Annotated in this window: 18 protein-coding genes; 13 read left to right on the forward strand and 5 right to left on the reverse strand. The window is 71.5% G+C overall.

Annotated features, from left to right (window positions below):
* The first annotated feature begins 50 nt into the window (after nt 1–50).
* A complete protein-coding gene (gene mnmA / locus ACFV7R_RS18435) occupies nt 51–1,181 on the forward strand; it encodes a tRNA 2-thiouridine(34) synthase MnmA (RefSeq protein ID WP_385264485.1) in 1,131 nt (376 codons plus the stop codon).
* Nucleotides 1,182–1,200: 19 nt separating this feature from the next.
* Here the strand turns inward: mnmA and ACFV7R_RS18440 are convergent, their stop codons facing one another.
* Nucleotides 1,201–1,980 (reverse strand): alpha/beta fold hydrolase, encoded by a 780-nt coding sequence (locus ACFV7R_RS18440; RefSeq protein WP_385264784.1) that lies wholly within the window; start codon nt 1,978–1,980, stop codon nt 1,201–1,203.
* A gap of 37 nt (nt 1,981–2,017) precedes the next feature.
* Nucleotides 2,018–2,344, reverse strand: a complete 327-nt coding sequence (locus ACFV7R_RS18445; RefSeq protein ID WP_129800450.1) for a DUF427 domain-containing protein — start codon at nt 2,342–2,344, stop codon at nt 2,018–2,020.
* Between the two features lie 130 nt (nt 2,345–2,474).
* On the opposite strand from ACFV7R_RS18445, the gene ACFV7R_RS18450 reads away from it, so the two are divergent.
* The 8 genes from ACFV7R_RS18450 to gatB all read left to right on the forward strand — a co-directional run bounded on the left by ACFV7R_RS18450 (nt 2,475) and on the right by gatB (nt 12,675).
* Nucleotides 2,475–3,164, forward strand: a complete 690-nt coding sequence (locus tag ACFV7R_RS18450) for an SDR family oxidoreductase (protein ID WP_385264486.1) — start codon at nt 2,475–2,477, stop codon at nt 3,162–3,164.
* A 228-nt stretch (nt 3,165–3,392) separates the two neighbouring features.
* Nucleotides 3,393–4,349, forward strand: coding sequence for a methionine synthase (locus ACFV7R_RS18455; protein WP_385264786.1), 957 nt, complete (start codon nt 3,393–3,395; stop codon nt 4,347–4,349).
* Nucleotides 4,350–4,364: 15 nt separating this feature from the next.
* Entirely contained in the window at nt 4,365–6,560 is a 2,196-nt protein-coding gene (gene ligA / locus ACFV7R_RS18460; RefSeq protein ID WP_385264488.1) for an NAD-dependent DNA ligase LigA, read from the forward strand.
* Between the two features lie 203 nt (nt 6,561–6,763).
* On the forward strand, nt 6,764–9,010 hold the full coding sequence (locus ACFV7R_RS18465) for a putative bifunctional diguanylate cyclase/phosphodiesterase (protein WP_385264490.1): 2,247 nt from the start codon (nt 6,764–6,766) through the stop codon (nt 9,008–9,010).
* 103 nt (nt 9,011–9,113) lie between these two features.
* Nucleotides 9,114–9,410 (forward strand): Asp-tRNA(Asn)/Glu-tRNA(Gln) amidotransferase subunit GatC, encoded by a 297-nt coding sequence (gatC, locus tag ACFV7R_RS18470; protein WP_004925108.1) that lies wholly within the window; start codon nt 9,114–9,116, stop codon nt 9,408–9,410.
* A 5-nt stretch (nt 9,411–9,415) separates the two neighbouring features.
* Complete coding sequence (gene gatA, locus ACFV7R_RS18475; protein WP_385264492.1) at nt 9,416–10,909, forward strand: Asp-tRNA(Asn)/Glu-tRNA(Gln) amidotransferase subunit GatA; 1,494 nt, start codon at nt 9,416–9,418, stop codon at nt 10,907–10,909.
* Nucleotides 10,906–11,145 carry a hypothetical protein gene (locus ACFV7R_RS18480; protein WP_129800444.1) on the forward strand — a complete coding sequence of 80 codons (240 nt, stop codon included), beginning with the start codon at nt 10,906–10,908 and terminating at the stop codon, nt 11,143–11,145. Before gatA ends, ACFV7R_RS18480 begins: the two co-directional genes overlap by 4 nt.
* A gap of 15 nt (nt 11,146–11,160) precedes the next feature.
* Nucleotides 11,161–12,675, forward strand: a complete 1,515-nt coding sequence (gatB, locus tag ACFV7R_RS18485) for an Asp-tRNA(Asn)/Glu-tRNA(Gln) amidotransferase subunit GatB (protein ID WP_385264494.1) — start codon at nt 11,161–11,163, stop codon at nt 12,673–12,675.
* 59 nt (nt 12,676–12,734) lie between these two features.
* Here gatB and ACFV7R_RS18490 read toward each other — a convergent pair whose 3' ends face one another.
* Complete coding sequence (locus ACFV7R_RS18490) at nt 12,735–13,535, reverse strand: SAM-dependent methyltransferase (protein WP_385264496.1); 801 nt, start codon at nt 13,533–13,535, stop codon at nt 12,735–12,737.
* 187 nt (nt 13,536–13,722) lie between these two features.
* Between ACFV7R_RS18490 and ACFV7R_RS18495 the strand changes: the two genes are divergently transcribed.
* The 4 genes from ACFV7R_RS18495 to ACFV7R_RS18510 all read left to right on the forward strand — a co-directional run bounded on the left by ACFV7R_RS18495 (nt 13,723) and on the right by ACFV7R_RS18510 (nt 17,726).
* Nucleotides 13,723–14,058 (forward strand): hypothetical protein, encoded by a 336-nt coding sequence (locus ACFV7R_RS18495; RefSeq protein ID WP_385264497.1) that lies wholly within the window; start codon nt 13,723–13,725, stop codon nt 14,056–14,058.
* A 194-nt stretch (nt 14,059–14,252) separates the two neighbouring features.
* Nucleotides 14,253–16,571, forward strand: coding sequence for an MMPL family transporter (locus ACFV7R_RS18500; RefSeq protein WP_385264498.1), 2,319 nt, complete (start codon nt 14,253–14,255; stop codon nt 16,569–16,571).
* Nucleotides 16,549–17,124, forward strand: coding sequence for a GNAT family N-acetyltransferase (locus ACFV7R_RS18505; protein WP_385264500.1), 576 nt, complete (start codon nt 16,549–16,551; stop codon nt 17,122–17,124). The genes ACFV7R_RS18500 and ACFV7R_RS18505 overlap by 23 nt, the downstream gene beginning before the upstream one ends.
* Before the next feature lie 35 nt (nt 17,125–17,159).
* Nucleotides 17,160–17,726: a hypothetical protein gene (locus ACFV7R_RS18510; RefSeq protein WP_385264502.1), complete on the forward strand. Its 567-nt coding sequence runs from the start codon at nt 17,160–17,162 to the stop codon at nt 17,724–17,726.
* Nucleotides 17,727–17,810: 84 nt separating this feature from the next.
* On the opposite strand, the gene ACFV7R_RS18515 is transcribed toward ACFV7R_RS18510, so the two are convergent.
* Together ACFV7R_RS18515 and ACFV7R_RS18520 are read right to left on the reverse strand one after the other, a co-directional pair.
* Nucleotides 17,811–18,722, reverse strand: a complete 912-nt coding sequence (locus ACFV7R_RS18515; protein WP_385264504.1) for a 5-dehydro-4-deoxyglucarate dehydratase — start codon at nt 18,720–18,722, stop codon at nt 17,811–17,813.
* Between the two features lie 10 nt (nt 18,723–18,732).
* A complete protein-coding gene (locus ACFV7R_RS18520; RefSeq protein WP_385264505.1) occupies nt 18,733–19,767 on the reverse strand; it encodes a 2-hydroxyacid dehydrogenase in 1,035 nt (344 codons plus the stop codon).
* Nucleotides 19,768–20,062: the final 295 nt, after the last annotated feature.

Raw genomic sequence — 20,062 nt, forward strand, 5'->3', positions numbered from 1 at the left:
ACGGATACTCGCGGGCTCCGGTTCCCGCGCCCCCGTACCCTGGAAGCGTTATGACTGACACCCCGCAGCGCCCCCGCCCCCTCCGCGTCCTCGCCGCCATGTCCGGTGGCGTCGACTCCGCCGTCGCCGCCGCCCGCGCGGCCGAGGCGGGCCACGACGTGACCGGCGTCCACCTCGCGCTCTCCGCGAACCCGCAGTCCTTCCGCACCGGCGCGCGGGGCTGTTGCACGATCGAGGACTCCCGCGACGCCCGCCGCGCCGCGGACGTCATCGGCATCCCGTTCTACGTCTGGGACCTCGCCGACCGCTTCCGCGAGGACGTCGTCGAGGACTTCGTCGCCGAGTACGAGGCGGGCCGCACCCCGAACCCCTGCCTGCGCTGCAACGAGAAGATCAAGTTCGCCGCGCTGCTGGACAAGGCGCTCGCCCTCGGCTTCGACGCGGTGTGCACGGGCCACTACGCGAAGGTCGTGCTGAACGAGGACGGCACGCGCGAGCTGCACCGCGCCTCCGACATGGCCAAGGACCAGTCCTACGTCCTCGGCGTCCTGGACGAGAAGCAGCTGGCGCACGCGATGTTCCCGCTCGGCGACACGGTGACGACCAAGGACGAGATCCGCGCGGAGGCCGAGCGCAGGGGGCTGGCGGTGGCCAAGAAGCCCGACTCGCACGACATCTGCTTCATCGCCGACGGCGACACCCAGGGCTTCCTCGCCGGCCGCCTCGGCAAGGCCGAGGGCGACATCGTCGACGAGTCCGGTACCCGCGTGGGCACCCACGAGGGGGCGTACGGCTTCACCATCGGCCAGCGCAAGGGCCTGCGCATCGGCACCCCCGCCCCCGACGGCAAGCCGCGCTACGTCCTCGACATCTCCCCGGTGACCAACACGGTGACGGTCGGCCCCGCCTCCGCCCTGGACGTCAGCGCCCTCACCGCCGTCAAGCCCCGGTGGTGCGGTGTGGCCCCGGCCGGCCCCGGCACCTACACCGCCCAGCTGCGCGCCCACGGCGGGGAGACCGAGGTGACCGCCGAACTGGTCGACGGTGAGCTGCGGGTGCACTTCACGGAGCCGGTGCGGGGCGTGGCCCCGGGCCAGGCGATCGTGCTGTACGACGGCACGCGCGTGGTGGGGTCGGCGACGATCGCGTCTACGGTGCGGGCGACGGCGGGCGTGGCCTGAGCCGCGGCCCGGGCCGCACTCACTCGCTGAAGAACTCCGCCAGCACCGGCGCCAGGACCTGCGGATCCACCATGTGCGTCTGGCCCTCGAGGACGCGGTACGCGCCCTGGGGAGCGGCGTCCGCGACCGCTCGGGCCGCCTGCCTCATCCAGCCGGGGCTCGCCCCGCCCGCGAGGGCCAGGACGGGCACGGTGATCGCGGCCAGCCGGTCCCGGGGGACCCGGCCGTCGCCCATGACGGCGTCGTCGTACGCCAGGCTCGGCGCGATGGTCTCCATACCGGACCACAGGGGGGACTGGCGCGCGCCCTGGATCATCTCCTCGGCCAGGCCGGTCAGTCTCAGGAACAGCTCGACGGCGTCGCCGCGCCGCCCCTGCGCGAGCGCCTCGGTGAGCCGCTCGCTGTACTCGGCGCGCCCCTTCGCCGCGACCTCGTCCATGGCGAAAGGCACCTCGTACACGGCCACCTGACGCACCGGCAGCCCGCTGGCCGCCGCATGAAGCGCCAGCGCGCCGCCCGACGAGATGCCGTACAGCGCCGCGTCGCCGCCCTCGGCCTCGATCAGCGCCGCCAGGTCCTCGACCTCGCGCTCCACCGTGTACGGCGTCGTGTCGCCGCTCGCGCCGCGGCCCCGGCGGTCGTACACCACGACGCCGAAGCGGTCCGACAGGGGCCCGGCGAGCGGCGCCACCGTGGCGCCCGCCGACATCGCCCCGCTGACCAGGACGACTACCGGGCCCTGTCCGATGCGCTGGTACGCGATGGGGGTGCCGTCGCGCGAGATGGTGTTCTTGTCCATGCCTGTGGAGACTGCCACGGGGCATGGAACTCATCGGTTACGACACTTCTTCTACGTCGTAGAAGCAGAGGTGGTCCTTGATCTCGGCCACGCCCGGCTTCGGCTCCGGGTAGGCCCAGACGAGGTCGGCCGCCCCGGGCAGCGACCAGTAGGAAGCGGTGCCCTTGAACGGGCAGGAGGTGTGGGTGTCGGAGGGCGTGAGCAGGTCCAGGCGGACGTCCTCGGGCGGGAAGTAGTAGCGCACGGGAGAGCCCGTCTCCCGCAGGATCAGCGGCCGGTCGCTCTCCGCCAGCACCTGCCCGCCGTGGACGGCCCGTACCCGCTGCGTGCCCTGCTCGATGGTGATCGTGTGTCCTTGGGTCATACCTGGGAAAGCGTTCGCCGGCGCCCGGTTCTTCCCGCGTACGGTGGCCCGTGCCGGGTGCGGGCGCGTCGGCGTACCTCGCGGCGGGCCGGGGCGTGGAGCGACGCGCGAGTGATGCGAGCATGGCGGCATGGCTACACATGTGATCACCGGGGCGGGTTCCGGCATCGGAGCGGCCGTGGCCCGCCGGCTGCACGCGCGCGGGGACGAGATCGTGCTGCACGCGCGTGACGCCGGCCGCGCGAAGGAACTGGCCGCCGAGTTCCCCGGGGCGAGGACCCTCGTAGGTGACCTGTCCGAGCCCGACAGGCTGAGCTGGGCGCTCTCCCACCAGACGCTGCCCGACCGGGTGGACTCCCTGCTCCACATCGCCGGAGTGGTCGACCTGGGCCCGGTCGGTGACCTGACCCCGAAGACCTGGCGCCACCAGCTCAACGTCAACCTCGTCGCCCCCGCCGAACTCACCCGCCTCTTCCTGCCCCAACTGCGCGCCGCCCGCGGCCATGTGCTGTTCGTCAACTCCGGCGCCGGCCTCAACGCCCACGCCGGCTGGTCCGCGTACGCGGCCTCGAAGCACGGCCTCAAGGCGCTGGCCGACTCCCTGCGTCACGAGGAGCACACGAACGGCGTCAGGGTCACCTCCGTCTACCCGGGCCGTACGGCGAGCCCCATGCAGGCCAAGGTCCACCAGCAGGAGGGCAAGGACTACGACCCCTCGAGGTGGATCGACCCCGAGTCGGTGGCGACGACGATCGTGATGGCGCTGGACCTGCCGAGGGATGCGGAGGTCAACGACCTGACGGTGCGGCCGGGGTGGTAGCGGCATGTTGAGGCGCCGGCGGACACAAGTCAGCCCGTCCGGCGCTCGAGGACGAGGCCGTTCAGGCCGAAGGGGGGTCTGGGAGCGCGGCCCCCAGGGATGGGACGGGTAGGGGCGGCGGGGGCGAGAAACCGAGGCCCGCAGCCGCACACCGGCCCCGACGCCATACGTAGGCTTCACCCCGTGAACGAAAACTTCAGCTTCGGCGCGGCCACCGGCGTCGGCTCCATGCCCGGCGGGGACGCGCGCGAGGCCGCCAAGACCGTCACCGGGTCCTTCGAGGACTTCCCGTTCCTGCCCGAGCTGCCCGCCCGGGGGCCCGGCGCCGACATGATCGGGCGGACCGCCGGGATGCTCGTCGAGCTGTACGCGCGCGTGGAGCCCAGCGGCTGGCGGATCGGGGACCGGCCCGGGCGGGACACCAAGCGCGCCTGGTCGTGGCTCGGCGAGGACCTGGACGCGCTGGAGGAGTTCACGCAGGGCTACGAGGGCCCGCTGAAGGTGCAGGCCGTCGGCCCCTGGACCCTGGCGGCCGCACTGGAGCTGAGGAACGGCGAGGCCGCCCTCTCCGACCTCGGCGCCTGCCGCGACCTCGCCGCCTCCCTCACCGAGGGGCTGCGGCTCCACCTCGCGGAGGTACAGCGGCGTGTACCCGGCGCCCGGCTCGTCCTCCAGCTGGACGAGCCGTCCCTGACCGCCGTCCTGCGCGGCCGGGTGAAGACCGCCAGCGGCTACCGCACCCACCGGGCCGTCGACCGGCAGATCGTCGAGGCCACGCTCCGGGACGTCATCGGCGTTCACGACGGCGGTCCGGTCGTGATCCACTCCTGCGCACCGGACGTCCCGTTCGCCCTGCTGCGCCGAGCCGGAGCGAAGGCCGTCTCCTTCGACCTCTCCCTCCTCACCGAACGTGACGACGAGGCGATCGGTGAAGCCGTGGAAGGGGGTACCCGGCTGTTCACAGGCGTCGTGCCCGGCACGGACGGCCGATTGTCAGACCCTGCCGGTAGCGTCATGGGTGTTCGGACGCTCTGGCGCAGGCTGGGGCTGCAACCGGGTCTGCTGGCGACGGCGGTCACGGTCACGCCGACGTGCGGACTCGCGGGCGCTTCCCCCGAGTACGCGCGCCAGGCCCTCGCGCACTGCGTCCGGGCGGCGAGATCCCTCGCGGACAACCCTGAGTAACGGGAGGACAACACGGTGGCCGGCGACAAGCAAGCGGAGTCCACAGCGGTACCCGCCGAGGCACGGGAGCAGCATGCGCAGCTCGCCGAGCAGGTCGAGGAGCACCGCTTCCGGTACTACGTGAAGGACGCCCCCGTCATCAGCGACGCGGAGTTCGACCAGCTCCTGCACACCCTGGAGGAGCTGGAGGAGCAGTATCCGGAGCTGCGCACCCCGAACTCGCCGACCCAGAAGGTGGCCGGGTCGTACGAGACGGAGTTCACGGCGGTCCAGCACCGCCAGCGCATGCTCTCCCTCGACAACACCTTCAACGACGAGGACCTCGCTGCTTGGGCCGAGCGCATCGCCAGAGAACTCGGCAACCAGGAGTACCACTTCCTGTGCGAGCTCAAGGTCGACGGCCTCGCCGTCAACCTCACCTACGAACACGGCCGCCTCACCCGCGCGGCGACCCGTGGCGACGGCCGCACCGGCGAGGACATCACGCCCAATGTCCGGACGATCGCGGAGATCCCGGACCGGCTGAAGGGGGGCCGCGTCCCGGACCTCGTGGAGATCCGCGGCGAGGTCTACTTCCCGATGGAGAAGTTCGAGGAGCTCAACGCCCGCCTGGTGGCGGCCGGCGACAAGCCCTTCGCCAACCCGCGCAACGCGGCGGCCGGCTCCCTGCGCCAGAAGGACCCCCGCGTCACCGCCACCCGCCCGCTGCACATGGTCGTGCACGGCATCGGCGCCCTGGACGGCTTCGACGGCATGACCCGCCTCTCCCAGGCCTACGACCTGCTCAAGGAATGGGGCCTGCCCACCTCGCGGCACAACAAGGTGGTCGACGACCTCGGCGGCGTACGGGAGTTCATCGCGTACTACGGCGAGAACCGCCATTCGGTCGAGCACGAGATCGACGGTGTGGTCGTCAAGCTGGACGAGATCCCCCTCCAGGGCCGCCTCGGCTCCACCTCGCGCGCCCCGCGCTGGGCGATCGCGTACAAGTACGCGCCGGAGGAGGTCAACACCAAGCTCGTCAACATCCGCGTGGGCGTGGGCCGCACCGGCCGGGTCACGCCGTACGCCCAGGTCGAGCCGGTGACGGTGGCCGGCTCGGAGGTCGAGTTCGCCACCCTGCACAACCAGGACGTGGTCAAGGCCAAGGGCGTTCTCATCGGCGACACGGTGGTGCTGCGCAAGGCCGGTGACGTCATTCCGGAGATCCTCGGTCCGGTCGTCGACCTGCGCGACGGCACCGAGCGCGAGTTCGTGATGCCGGCCGAGTGCCCCGAGTGCGGTACGGCGCTCAGGCCGATGAAGGAGGGCGACGTCGACCTGCGCTGCCCGAATTCCCGTGCGTGCCCTGCACAGTTGCGTGAGCGTCTGTTCTATCTGGCGGGCCGCAAGGCGCTGGACATCGAGCACTTCGGCTATGTCGCCGCGGCCGCCCTCACCAAGCCGCTGGAGCCCGAGGAACCGCCACTGAAGGACGAGGGCGACCTTTTCGGCCTCACCGTCGAGGAGCTGTTGCCCATCAAGGCGTACGTCCTCGACCAGGACAGCGGCCTGCCCAAGCGCGACCCGGAGACCGGCAAGGAGAAGACGGCCACGGTCTTCGCCAACAAGGAGGGCGGCCCCCGCAAGAACGCCGTCGCCATGCTGGAGAACATCGAGGCGGCCAAGCAGCGCCCGCTCGCCCGCATCATCACCGGCCTGTCGATCCGTCATGTCGGTCCGGTCGCCGCCGAGGCGCTGGCCCGCGAGTTCCGCTCGATCGACCGTATCGAGCGGGCGAGCGAGGAGGAGCTGGCGAACACCGAGGGGGTCGGCCCGATCATCGCCGCCTCGCTCAAGGAGTGGTTCGCCGAGGAGTGGCACCAGGAGATCATCCGCAAGTGGCGGGCCGCCGGTGTCCGTATGGAGGAGGAGAGCACCGGCGAGGAGGAGGGGCCCCGTCCGCTCGAGGGTCTCACCGTCGTCGTCACCGGCACGCTGGAGCACTTCACACGGGACGGCGCAAAGGAGGCGCTGCAGAGCCGGGGAGCCAAGGTGACCGGTTCGGTTTCGAAGAAGACCTCGTTCGTTGTTGTGGGTGACAACCCCGGATCGAAATACGACAAGGCGATGCAGCTCAAGGTGCCGGTTCTGAACGAGGACGGCTTCAACGTCCTGCTGGAACAAGGGCCTGATGCCGCGTCGGAGGTCGCGCTCCCCGCCACCGAGTAGCGGTTGAAGAACACCCGATCGGCGCATACCAGATGCATACGGGCGGGCGGGGCGCATTCGGGCAACCGTCGACGACCGCTGCCCGTGGAAGCCTTCTGCGGCCTACTGTTGAGGTGTGCACCTGCCGTGCCCGCGGTGCCGTCGAGGGATGTCGGGCATCGGGCCGCGGGGCGTGGGCACCGCCGGCTGTGAGAGGGACGGGAATGGAACCGACCGAGAGCGCCGCCCCGTACTCACGGCTGCGCCGGATGGCCGGCGCATGGCGAGGGGGGCTCCGGACGGCTTTGCGTGCGGACGCGCAGGCGTCGGACCGCGTCGCCGACCGGCCCACCGCGGCGGACGGGTACGACGCCGCCCTCACCGCCGGACTGCCCGGCGCCGACGCCGAGCGGCACCCCCACCTGTCCTGGCCGGCGCTGCCCGCGGCCGTCGTCGCGGCGGCCGGGTTCGCCCTCGGCGCCGGATTCCTGCGGGCGTTCACCGGCCACCACGCGCTCTTCCCGTCCGGCACGGCCGGCTGGTCGCTGGCCGTGCTGACCGGTGTCATCGTCGGCCACCTGGTCGCGCTCGGCCGCGCCCGCTGGTGGGGCGGCACCGGCTCCGGCGCCGCCCTCACCCTCGCCGTGCTGCTGCTGTACGGCTGGGTGCCGGCGGGGATGGTCAGCCTGACCGTCGTCGTGCTGGTCGGCATAGCCCGGCGCCACCGCTGGCGGCAGGGCGTCCTGCACGGCGCGGTGGACATCCTCGGCATCAGCGCCGGCGCCCTCGTGCTGGCCGCCTTCGGACGCGTACCGTCCGTCGAGAACCCGTGGAACCCCGACACCTGGACCCTCTACACCGCCCCCGAGGTGGTCCTGGTCGCGACCGCCTACCTCGCGGTCTCCCGCACGCTGCTGTGGTACCTGCACGCGCCCCGCGCCGGCGGACTGCCCACCATCGCCCGCACCGCCCTGGTCAGACAGGGCCTGGTCGCGGTCGCTCTGCTCGGCATCGCACCGCTGGTCTGTGTGGTCGCCGTCGCCAAGCCGATCCTGCTGCCGCTGTTCGCCATTCCGCTCATCGCGCTCGACTCCACGCTGTGGATGGCCCGCGCCCGGGCGGAGGAGCAACTGCGCGATCCGCTCACCGGGTTGCCCAACCGGCAGTGGCTCCTGGAACGCATCTGGACCGCACTGGACGACGCCGAGCGCATCGACGCCCGCGCCGCCCTGATGCTGATCGACCTCGACCGCTTCCGATCGGTCAATGACACCCTCGGGCATCTGGCCGGTGACCGGCTGCTGCTGCAGACCGCCGACCGGCTGCGGCTGGCCCTGCCACGCGGGGCGGAGGCCGCGCGGCTCGGCGGTGACGAGTTCGCCGTCTTACTGCCGGTCGCCGACTCCACGACGTCCGCCACCCGGATCGCCCGCGGTCTCGTCGCCGCGCTCAGCTCCCCGCTCGACCTCGACGGCCTCACCCTCGTGCTGGAGGCCAGCGCCGGGGTCGCCGTCTTCCCCGACCACGCCCTCGACGCCGAAGGCCTGCTGCGCCGCGCGGACGTGGCGATGTACCAGGCGAAGCGGGACCGTACGGGCGTGGAGGTCTACGAGTCCAAGCGGGACTCGAACACCCCGGACCGCCTCGGCCTCCTCGCCGACCTGCGCCGCGCGCTGGACGCGCACGAGGTCGAGCTGCACTACCAGCCCAAGGTCCGCTTCGACGGACAGGTGGCCGGGCTCGAGGCCCTGGTCCGGTGGGTCCACCCGGAGCGCGGAAGGGTGCCGCCGGACGAGTTCATCGCGATCGCCGAGTCGTCGGGGCTGATGCCGTATCTGACGGAGTACGTGCTGGACACGGCGCTCGGACAGGTGGCCAAGTGGCGGGCGCAGGGGCTGTTCGTGCCGGTCGCGGTCAACGTCTCCCCACGCGACGTCCACACCCCCGGCTTCGCGGGCTCGGTCGCCGCCCGTCTCGCCCGGCACGGCGTCCCGGCGGGAGCGCTCCAACTGGAGATAACCGAGCACGTCCTGCTGGAGGACCCGCAGCGCGCCGCCGACACCCTCGCCGGGCTCACCGGACACGGCGTGAAGATGTCGCTGGACGACTTCGGCACGGGCTACTCCTCCCTCGTCCACCTCAAACGGCTGCCGGTGAGCGAGCTGAAGATCGACCGCTCGTTCGTGGCCCGGCTGGCGGTCGACGCGGAGGACGCGGAGATCGTGCGGTGCACCGTCGATCTCGCGCATTCCCTGGGACTGCTCGTGGTCGCCGAGGGGGTCGAGGACGACGAGACCTGGGAGCGGCTGCGCGACCTGCGCTGCGACGCCGTACAGGGATGGCTCGTCGCCGCGGCGATGCCCGCCGAGGAGACCACGGCATGGCTGCGCGCCCGCGGCTCCCGCGGCTGGCAACGCCCGGCAGCCGCCCTCCCCGCCGCCACGGTGGACGATCCGGGCCGCGTCAGCTAGGGCCGCTCGGTGACCGGGCCCGGGGAAACCGTTTAACGGTCTGCCGCCCCCGCCCCATAGGATTGGGCTCAAACCACACACACTCACCCCAGAGGATCGCTGCATGCCTGGCATCACGCGCGAGGAGGTCGCCCACCTCGCCCGGCTGGCGCGTCTGGAGCTGAAGCCCGAAGAGCTCGACCACTTCGCAGGCCAGCTGGACGACATCATCGGCGCGGTGGCCCGCGTCAGCGAGGTCGCCGACCAAGACGTACCGCCGACCTCGCACCCGCTCCCGCTGACGAACGTCATGCGTCCGGACGAGGTCCGCCCGTCGCTCACCCCCGAGCAGGCGCTCTCCGGCGCCCCCGCCCAGGAGCAGCAGCGTTTCAAGGTGCCGCAGATCCTGGGGGAGGAGTAATCCGCATGACGGACATCATCAAGCTCACCGCCGCCGAGACCGCCGCGAAGATCGCCTCCGGCGAGCTCACGGCCGTCGAGGTCACCGAGGCACACCTGGCCCGCATCGAGGCCGTCGACGAGAAGGTGCACGCCTTCCTGCACATCGACCGCGAAGGCGCCCTCGCCCAGGCGCGGGCCGTCGACGAGAAGCGGGAGCGCGGCGAGCAGCTCGGCCCGCTGGCCGGCGTGCCGCTCGCGCTGAAGGACATCTTCACCACCGAGGGCATCCCCACCACCGTCGGCTCCAAGATCCTGGAGGGGTGGATTCCGCCGTACGACGCCACCCTCACCAAGAAGCTGAAGGCCGCCGACGTCGTCATCCTCGGCAAGACCAACATGGACGAGTTCGCCATGGGGTCCTCGACCGAGAACAGCGCCTTCGGGCCGACCGGCAACCCGTGGGACCTCACCCGTATCCCCGGCGGCTCCGGCGGTGGCTCGTCCGCCGCGCTCGCCTCGTTCCAGGCCCCGCTCGCCATCGGCACCGACACCGGCGGCTCCATCCGCCAGCCGGCCGCCGTCACCGGCACGGTCGGCGTGAAGCCGACGTACGGGGCCGTGTCCCGCTACGGCATGGTGGCGTTCTCGTCCTCCCTCGACCAGGGCGGCCCCTGCGCCCGTACGGTCCTGGACGCGGCGCTGCTGCACGAGGTGATCGCCGGGCACGACCCGTTCGACTCCACCTCCATCGATGCCCCGGTCCCGCCGGTCGTCGAGGCCGCCCGCAACGGCAGCGTGGAGGGCATGCGGGTCGGCGTCGTCAAGCAGTTCCGCGGCGAGGGCTACCAGGCCGGCGTCATCCAGCGCTTCGACGAGTCCGTGGCGCTGCTGAAGGAGCTGGGCGCGGAGATCGTCGAGCTGGACTGCCCGTCCTTCGACCTGGCCCTGTCGGCGTACTACCTGATCGCGCCGTCCGAGTGCTCGAGCAACCTCGCCCGCTTCGACGGCCTGCGCTACGGACTGCGCGTCGGCGACGACGGCAGCCACTCGGCCGAGGAGGTCACCTCCCTGACCCGCGAGGCCGGCTTCGGCGCCGAGGTCAAGCGCCGCGTCATGCTCGGCACGTACGCCCTGTCGAGCGGCTACTACGACGCGTACTACGGCAGCGCCCAGAAGGTCCGTACGCTCATCAAGCAGGACTTCGAGCGAGCGTTCGAGCAGGTCGACGTGATCGTCTCCCCGACGACCCCGACCACCGCCTTCCCGATCGGCGAGCGCGCCGACGACCCGATGGCGATGTACCTCGCCGACCTGTGCACCATCCCGACCAACCTGGCGGGCAACGCGGCCATGTCCCTGCCCTGCGGCCTCGCCCCGGAGGACAACCTCCCGGTCGGCCTGCAGATCATCGCCCCGGCGATGCAGGACGACCGCCTTTACAAGGTGGGCGCCGCCGTCGAGGCCGCCTTCGTGGAAAAGTGGGGGCACCCGCTCCTGGAGGAGGCTCCGTCGCTGTGAGTGCACTGACCAAGGCCAAGGGCTTCAAGAAGTCCAAGTCCGGTACGTACCTGTCCATGGCCGCCACCGCGTTCGGCGCGTTCGGCGTCGCCAAGCGGCTGAAGAAGGCCCGCGCCGAGAAGGACACCCTGGTCCTGATCGACGCCACCGTGTCCGCCGCCGCGATCGTCACCGGCCTCGCCATCCTCTACCGCGAGCTGAAGCGGCTGGGCGACGACGACGTCCTGCTGGGCTGAGAGGGAAGTTTCACCGTGACCACCACGACCGACCTGGTGTCGTACGAGGACGCGCTGGCGTCGTACGACCCCGTCATGGGCCTCGAGGTCCATGTCGAACTCGGCACCAGGACCAAGATGTTCTGCGGCTGTTCGACCGCGCTCGGCGCCGAGCCGAACACCCAGACCTGTCCCATCTGCCTCGGCATGCCCGGCTCGCTCCCGGTCATGAACAGGACCGGCGTCGAGTCCGCCATCAAGATCGGTCTCGCGCTGAACTGCGAGATCGCCGAGTGGTGCCGCTTCGCCCGGAAGAACTACTTCTATCCGGACATGCCGAAGAACTTCCAGACCTCCCAGTACGACGAGCCGATCGCCTTCAACGGCTACCTCGACGTGCAGCTGGAGGACGGCGAGACCTTCCGCGTGGAGATCGAGCGCGCCCACATGGAGGAGGACACCGGCAAGTCCACCCATGTGGGCGGCGCGACGGGCCGTATCCATGGCGCCCAGCACTCGCTGCTGGACTACAACCGCGCCGGCATCCCGCTCATCGAGATCGTCACCAAGCCGATCGTCGGCGCGGGCGAGCGTGCGCCGGAGGTCGCCAAGGCGTACGTCCGTGAGCTGCGCGAGCTGATCCGCGCGCTCGGCGTCTCCGAGGCCCGTATGGAAATGGGCCAGATGCGCTGCGACGTGAACCTGTCGCTGATGCCGAAGGGCGCCGACAAGTTCGGCACCCGCAGCGAGACGAAGAACGTCAACTCGCTGCGCTCCGTGGAGCGTGCGGTGCGCTTCGAGATCCAGCGCCACGCGGCCGTGCTCGGCGACGGCGGCACGGTGATCCAGGAGACCCGCCACTTCCACGAGGACACCGGCTCCACCACCTCGGGCCGTGTGAAGGAAGAGGCGGAGGACTACCGGTACTTCCCCGAGCCCGACCTGGTCCCGGTGGCCCCCTCCCGCGAGTGGGTCGAGGAACTGCGCGCCGCCCTCCCGGAGCTGCCGCTGGTCCGCCGCAACCGGCTCCGCGAGGAGTGGGGCGTCTCCGCCACCGACATGCAGGCGATCCTCAACGCCGGTGCCCTCGACCCGATCGTCGCCACCATCGAGGCCGGCGCCGACGCCGCGGCCGCCCGCAAGTGGTGGATGGGCGAACTGGCCCGCAGCGCCAACGAGTCGGGCAAGGCCCTCGACGAACTGGCCATCACACCGCAGCAGGTGGCCCGCGTCACCGAACTGGTGGCCTCCGGCGACCTGAACGACAAGCTGGCCCGTCAGGTCATCGAAGGCGTCCTCGCGGGCGAAGGCACCCCGGACGAGGTCGTCGACAAGCGCGGTCTGAAGGTCGTCTCCGACGAGGGTGCGCTCGGTGCGGCGGTCGACGAGGCCATCGCCGGCAACCCGGCCGTCGCGGACAAGATCCGTGGCGGCAAGGTGGCCGCGGCCGGCGCCCTGGTCGGCGCGGTCATGAAGGCCACGCGCGGCCAGGCGGACGCGGCCCGCGTCAAGGAACTGATCCTTCAGAAGCTGGGCGTCAGCGAGGGCTGACGACCGGCAGGGCCCGCAGGGGGATGCATCGACCTGGATGCATCCCCCTCGGCATGTGCTCAGAGACGGCGCCCCACGACCCGTACGAAGCCCAGGGCGCGGCCCTGGTCGACGCGCAGCATCTCGGCGCACTGGCCGGCCATCCTGATGTGGAAGTCGTCCGTGCTGTGCTCCGCCACGACCTCGCACCACAGCAGCCAGTCGCGCCAGCCGTCGGTGAGCCAGTCGGCGGCCTCGACCTCCACGGCGCCGCTGCGGGTCCAGTGGCGCCGCCACCAGGCGGCCGAGTGGAAGCACCAGAAGTCCGGCTCCCAGAACCGCTGCAGCTGCTCCGGCGGCGCGGTGCCGTCGATCTCCTCGCGCAGTGCCGGTACGACGACACCGATCCGCCCGCCGGGCTTCAGCAGCCGGGTCAGCGTCGGCAGGTAGAGATCGTTCGTGCCGAAGTACTGGTACGCGTCGACGGAGACGATCGCGTCGAAGCTTCCCTCGCCGAACGGCAGGTCGTGCGCCTCGGCGAACACGGGCAGCACCCGGTCGGCGACGCCCGCCTCGGCGATGCGCGGGGCGTTCTCGTCGGGCTTGACCCACAGGTCGGCGGCGGTGACCTGGACGTCGTACTCCCTGGCGAGGAACACGGACGTCATGGCCCGGCCGCAGCCGAGGTCGAGGACGCGGGCGCCGGGGCCCAGCTCCGCCAGGCCGAGCGCGGGGGCCAGCCACTCCAGCAGCCACAGCGCGTGCGGGCCCATCTGGTTCTCGATGGTCCAGCGGGCGTCGTAGCGGCTGCTGCGCGGGTAGTGGGCGTGGGTCAGCCGCCTAGTGAGGTCGTCGGTCGTGCTCGATGTGATGTCGGACATCGGTGAACGGGCTCCTTGAGTCCTGGGAAGAGGAACGGGATGCGTAGGAGCTCGGTCGGACCGTCAAACAATGCACCTGCTTCGGTCGGCGGCGATGTGCCGGGAACGACGGACGGCCGGGACGCTAGCAGCCGGGATACCGCCCCGCATCCGGTTTTTGCGGCGGTACGCGCTACGCTCGCGCGCCATGAGTGGACGCGCTGATTCCGAAACGCCTTCCGAGGCGGTCGAGGAGGTTTCCGAGACGGCCGAGGCGGAGGACGCCGGCGACCCGGCGCAGGAGGCGCGGCGGGCCCGCTGGGCGGCGGCGGGCACCGGGGCGCTGCTGGCCCTCGTGGGGCTGGCCGCGGCGGTGCTCCGGGTCACGGACGCGGCGCCGGTGCTCGTCCCGGCCGCGTACGCCGTCGGGGCCGGCGTGTGCGCGCTGGCGGCGCTCCTCGGGTCGCGGGGACGCACCCGGAGGGCGTTGTGGCTGTTGGTCGGCGGGGTGATGGTGATGGCGCTGGGGGACCAGTTCGACTGACGGGCGACAGACATCGTCCGATTGTCCTGTGAGGTCTCTCCCACTTCTGTGAATAGCCACACCAAACGACCAAATGATCAGTTCTGCCTGCAAGAGTGGCGGTGCATTGCTCATGCGTTCTTTGCGGGCTGTTCAGTTCATGGACGACTGTTCCCGGTCAAAGATCCACACATCGTCACTCCGGGAGCTCGTTCGTGGCAGCCCTTGCGCGTTGGTGTGTTCGGCACCGCCTGGTCACCGTTCTGCTCTGGCTCGTCGCCTTCGGCGGGGTTACCGCGGCCGCCGCCGCCACCGGCACGGCGTACTCGAACGACTACAACGTTCCCGGTACCGAGTCGGGCCGGGCCGACGAGCTGCTGCAGGAGAACTTCCCCGACCTCGGCGGTGCGAGCGGCACGGTGGTCTGGCACACCCAGTCCGGCACCGTGCGCGCCGCCGATGTCGAACAGACGATGACCCGCACCCTGGACGACATCGCGGAACTGCCCGGCGTGGCCTCCGTGGTGAGCCCCTACGACGGCCAGGGCGCGGGCCGGATCAGCGCGGACGGACGGACTGCCTACGCCGCCGTCGCCTTCGAGGACCAGGCCCAGGACGTCAAGGAGTCCGAGGCGCAGGCCGTCGTGGACACCGCCAAGGCGGCTCGGGCCGACGGACTCCAGGTGGAGCTGGGCGGGACCGCCATCGGCCTCACCGACTCCTCCGGCGGGCACCTCGCCGAGGTCGTCGGCGTGGTCGTCGCCGCGGTCGTGCTGTTCCTCGCCTTCGGTTCCCTCGCCGCCTCCCTGCTGCCCATCGCTACCGCGCTGGTCGGTGTCGGCACCGCGTACGCCGGGATCGGACTGCTCGGACACGCCATGACCGTCGCCGACTTCGCGCCGATGCTCGGCATGCTGATCGGACTCGGCGTCGGCATCGACTACGCGCTGTTCATCGTCACGCGGCACCGGCGCGGACTGAAACGCGGCCTGAGCGTCACCGAGGCGGTCACCAATGCCGTGGCCACCACCGGACGCGCCGTCGTGTTCGCGGGTGCCACCGTTTGCATCGCCCTGCTGGGCATGCTGGTCCTCCGCCTCGGCTTCCTCAACGGCGTCGCCGTCGCGGCCTCGCTGACCGTGGTCCTCACCGTCGCGGCCTCCGTGACCCTGCTCCCGGCCCTGCTGTCCCTCATCGGGATACGCGCGCTCAGCCGCCGCGAGCGACGCCGGCTGGCCGAGCACGGCCCCGAGCCCGAACTGCCCACCGGGTTCGCCGCCCGCTGGTCCGCCTTCGTCGAACGGCACCCCAAGAAGCTCGGCGCCCTCGCGCTCGGCGTCGTCACGCTGCTCGCCCTGCCCACCCTCTCCCTCCACCTGGGCACCTCCGACCAGGGCAACAACTCCGAAACGACGACCACCCGCCAGGCGTACGACCTCCTGGCGGACGGCTTCGGACCCGGCGTCAACGGCCCCCTCACCCTGGTCACCGAGGTGCAGGGCGCCGAGGACCGGCTCGCTCTGGACAACCTCGACAGCACCCTGCGCGGCACCCAGGGCGTCGCCTCCGTGACGCCGGTGACCTACGACACCGGCGGCCACACCGCGTACCTCACCGTCGTACCGGAGTCCGCCCCGCAGTCGCAGAGCACCAGCGACCTCGTGGACCGGCTGCGCACCGAGGTGCTGCCGCGCGCCGAGACGGGCACCTCCCTCGACATGCAGGTCGGCGGCGTCACGGCCGGCTACGACGACTTCGCCGACGTCATCCTCGCGAAAATGCCGCTGTTCGTCGGCGTCGTCATAGGCCTGGGCTGTCTGCTGCTCCTGCTCGCCTTCCGGTCCGTCGTCATCCCGCTGAAGGCCGCCGCGATGAACATCGCCGCCGTCGCCGCCGCGTTCGGTGTGGTCGTCGCGATCTTCCAGTGGGGCTGGGGCGGCGAACTGCTCGGTCTCGGCCGCGCGGGCCCCATAGAACCCTTCCTGCCCGTGATCATGGTGTCGGTGCTCTTCGGGCTCTCCATGGACTACCAGGTCTTCCTGGTCAGCCGGATGTACGAGGAGTGGCTCGCGACCGGCGACAACCGGCGGGCCGTCCGCATCGGCCTCGCCGAGACCGGCCGTGTGATCAACTCCGCCGCGGTCATCATGATCTCGGTCTTCCTCGCCTTCGTCCTCAGCGGCGACCGGGTCATCGCGATGTTCGGCATCGCGCTCGCCGCCGCCGTCGCCGTCGACGCCTTCGTCCTGCGCACGCTCCTCGTCCCCGCCCTGATGCACCTGCTCGGCGGCGCCAACTGGTGGCTGCCGCGCCGGCTCGACCGGTGGCTGCCGCGGATCAGCATCGAGCCGCCGGAAAGCCGCGCGGAGCAGGAGAAGCTCGCGGACGTCGACGCCGAGCGGAATCAGCTCATGGGCGTCGTTCCCGAGCAGAAAAATCTCCGGAACGCCGATGCCGGACATGAGAAGCTCACGGACGTCGTCGACGCAACGGAGAAGGAGCAGCGGTCGGATGTACGCGATATCCCTGGGTGACGACGGAGCCCGACTGCGGCCCCTGGAGCCCTGGCACGCCGAGGAGTTCCTCGCCCACCTCGACCGCGGGCGGGACTTCATCACCCGGCACATCCCGTTCGGCGCGAACGCCACCGACCTCGACTCCGCGCGGGCCGTCCTTCAGACGTACGCCGACAAGCGGGCCGCGGACAGCGGCTCCCTGCACGGGATCTGGCTGGACGGCAAGCTCGTGGGCGGCGTCCTCTTCAGGATCTTCGACGCCGCGACCGGCGTCTGCGAGATCGGCTGCTGGCTGGAGCCCGCCGGGACCGGCAAGGGGCTCGTCACGCGCGCGTCCCGCATTCTCATCGACTGGGCGTTCGACGAGCGCGGTATGCACCGGGTGGAGTGGCACGCGGCGTCCGGCAACACGGCCAGCATCAACGTCGCCCGTAGGCTCGGCATGACCCGGGAGGGCGTGCTCCGTCAGACGTACCCCTGGCGGGGCGTACGCCAGGACTACGAGATCTGGGCCGTGCTCGCCCCCGAATGGCCTGAAGCACGCGCGCGTACCGCTCACAGCGATCATTAAGAGACTTCTCAGACTCCGTCCGTACGGTGCGTCGCATGGGAACCAAGACTGTGGACGAGACCGGCGCCGACACCGGCACCGAGGCGACGACCGACGTGGAGAAGGCCGAGGAGGCGGCGGACGCCACCACGACCGACGAAGCGACCGGCGGCACGACCGGCGCCGAGGACGGTGACGAGCAGCCCGAAGCGTCGCAGGAAGCCGGCCCCTCCGGTGTCGGCCAGGGTGCCGGAGCCGTCGTCTCGGCCGCGCTCGGCATCGTCTCGCTCACCGGCAGCTGGGTCGGCACCGTGGCCTCCGCGCGCGAGTCGCTCATCGGCCAACTGCAGACCTCGCAGTCCTCCAGCGTCGCCACCATGGTCAGGGAGGGCTACGGCGACGCCTGGAACGCCCAGGCCCTGTGGGCCGGCCTGTTCGCGCTGGCCGCGCTGATCGTCGGCGTCGTCGTCCTGGCCCGGCCCGCGTTCGGGGCCCCCGGCAAGCCGCAGGCCCCGTGGATCAAGTCGGTCGCCTGGGCGGGCGTCTCGCTCGGCGTCATCGGACTGCTGCTGGCCGTCCTCAAGTACACCGACGTACTCCTGGGCCTGTCCGCCACCGGCTGAGCCGACGCGGACCACGAGGGGTCCCCGGACGTCCTGAGTCACTGACGGACGTGCGAGGACCCCTTGTGCGTGTCGGCGTGCGGCTCAGGAGGCGAGTACGGCGCGGCCCTCGGCGATGATGGCCGCCAGCTCCTCGACCTCCTGCGGGGCGAGGGACGTCAGCGGCGGCCGGACCGGTCCGGCGTCGAGGCCCTCCAGGGTGACCCCGGCCTTCACCAGCGCCACCGCGTAGCCCGGAACCCGCCGGCGCAGCCGGACCAGGGGGTGGAAGAAGGCGCGCTGAAGCGCGTCGATCCGCTTCTGGTCGCCCTCCTCCACCGCGCGGTGGAAGGCGAGGGACACATCGGGCGCGAAGGCGAAGGCGGCCGACGAGTACAGCTCCACTCCCAGCGCCCGGTACGCCTGCTGGCTCGCCTCGGCCGTGGGCATGCCGTTGAAGAACTGGAACTGCTTGCCGGTCCCGTCGAGTGCGTCCCGTACGGCGGGGACGATCCGCGCGACGAGATCGAGGTCGCCGGTTCCGTCCTTCAGACCCATGACGGTGGGCAGCTGGGCGACCTCCGCCGCCGAGTACTCGTCGAAGCGCGCGTTGGCCCGGTTGTAGACGATCACCGGCAGAGCGGTCTCCCCGGCGACCTCCCGGGTGTAGGCGACGAGTCCGGTGGCCGGTGCCTCGACCAGGTAGGGCGGCATGAGCAGCAGGCCGTCCGCGCCGGCCTCGGCCGTGGCCCGCGCGAACCGCCTGGCCGGACCGAGTGCGCCGCCGGCCCCGGCGTACACCGGGACGCGTCCCCCCACCGCGTCGACGGCGCTCCGCACGACCGCGGTGAACTCCTCGACGTCCAGGGCATGGAACTCGCCGGTGCCGCAGGCGACGAACACTCCGCCCGGGCCGGCGTCGACCCCGGCCGCGATGTGCCGGCGCAGGGCGTCGAGGTCGACGTCACCGGTCGCGGTGAACGGGGTGACGGGGAAGAAGAGAACGCCTTCGAGCATGGGTGGTTTCCTACTCATCGTGAGGGACAGCGCGGGCGGGGGACGGGGGTGCTGCGGCGAGGCTTCCGGCTGCCGCCGGGGCGCGGACCACGTTGCTGAGCGCGTCGCCTCGCTCCAGCCGGTCGATGTTGTCGGCGATCTCTGTCGCGCGGGCGGCGAAGGTGTCGGCCGTGTGGCCCGAATGGTGCGGGGTCATCAGCACGTTCGGCAGGTCGTGGAAGGGCAGCCGGCTGGGCGCCTCGGGAGGGCCCGACCACCACACGTCCAGCGCGGCACCGGCGATGGTGCCCGAGTTCAGCGCTTCGTAGAGCGCCTCCTCCTGCACCACCGGCCCCCGGGCCACGTTGACCAGCAGGGCCTCGGGGCCCATCGCCGCCAGTTCGGCCGGGCCGATCAACCCCTGGGTGGCGGCGTTCAGGGGGACGGTGACCACCACGACGTCGGAGTTGGCGAGGAGTTCGGGCAGCCGGTCGTCGCCGCCGACCCAGTCGGGCCGCAGATCCGCCGGGAACGGCGCGGAGGGGTCACGCCGTACGGCGCGGACCCGCAGGCCGACCGCCTGGCACAGCCGGGCGACCTCGGTGCCGGTCTCGCCGAAACCGATGATGCCCACCCGGCGGCCCCGCAGCGTGGTCCCGAAGGGAAGTCCGGGATCGACCGCCACATTGCGCCAGTGTCCGGCGCGCAGCGCGCGGTCGGCTCCCAGGACGTCGCGGGAGAGCATCAGGACGGACATGAGCACGTGCTCGGCGATGGAACGGCCGTGGTGGTGGGTGGTGGCGACCGTGACCCCCGGGTGGAGCGCGTCCAGCGGGATGCCGTCGTAGCCGGCGCCGACGACATGGACGAGCCGCAGCCGTCCGGCGCGGCGTGCGTCCTCGGCCCGCAGCCTGGAGCCGACGTAGACGTCGACGTCGGCGATGGCCTCGGAGAGCCGCGCCGCGTCCAGGTCGAAGACCTCCAGCCAATCGTGCTGCCCCCGCGTGGAGGCCTTGAGCCGGTCGTGGAAGCGGCTCAGGATGCGGTGGTTGAGCATGATGCGCATGAGCCGCTCACCACCCGGCGGGTCTTGATGGAGCCTGAGGTCCGTGCCATGCATGCCATCCTCATATGTAGTCGGCGTTCTCATTTGTAGACAGCCGCGAGCGACGGTGTCAATGGGCGGCCTCCGGCACCGAGGTGGGTGGGACCCCGATCCGGGCGCCGGTCGCGGCGGCCGTCACGTCGCCGCCGTGGTCGCGCAAGTATGTGACGGAATCGGGCAGTTCGTGCAGTCGCACGGTGTGGTAGAGCCCGGCCGGGGGCCGCTCCAGGCCGGAGATGCAGGGGCGCCGGCAATG

The organism is Streptomyces sp. NPDC059866, from assembly GCF_042731325.1.
GTDB lineage: Bacteria > Actinomycetota > Actinomycetes > Streptomycetales > Streptomycetaceae > Streptomyces > Streptomyces flavusporus.